This window comes from Vibrio sp. 704 (assembly GCF_033339295.1).
In genome coordinates this window covers 1-536 of record NZ_JAWOUH010000936.1, presented here as the reverse complement: position 1 = coordinate 536, position 536 = coordinate 1, and the positions used below count along the sequence as shown (strand labels likewise).

Sequence of the window (536 nt, the reverse complement as noted above, 5' to 3'; positions counted from 1 at the left end):
CACTTTTAGTCACGAGATAATACAAATTTACAATTTATTTGCAACTCCAGATACAAAAAAAGCCTCATCACTGTGAGGCTTTTAACATTCATAATTGACAATTTTCTCTTTAGGATTAAACCTTTAGGTTATGTTTGCCGTGAGAAACTTTCGCTCTAAGATAGTTTTCATTACCATCTTTAATGTGCGCCGAAGTATTGACAACTTCGACAATCTCAATTCCGTATTCCGCTAATTCACGGATTTTCTTAGGGTTATTGGTCACAAGACGAATTTTCTTGATACCTAACGCTTCTAACATTTGTGCCGCTTCTGTGAAGTCTCTTAAATCATCATCAAAGCCTAAATGGTTGTTTGCTTCGTAAGTGTTCATCCCCTGGCTTTGCAGACGATACGCATCAATCTTGTTGTACAAACCGATACCACGGCCCTCTTGGCGAAGGTAAAGGATCACGCCGCCAGATTCGCCCATACGTTGGATCGTTTCTTCTAACTGCTCACCGCAGTCACAGCGAGATGAGTGGAAAACATCGCCA

The 536-nt window shown here is 40.7% G+C and carries 1 protein-coding gene; it reads right to left on the bottom strand.

Annotated features, from left to right (window positions below):
• Positions 1–115 precede the first annotated feature (115 nt).
• Positions 116–536, bottom strand: a 421-nt coding sequence (gene ribA / locus R7R24_RS29975) for a GTP cyclohydrolase II RibA (RefSeq protein ID WP_318120625.1), incomplete at its 5' end; no start/stop codon positions are given.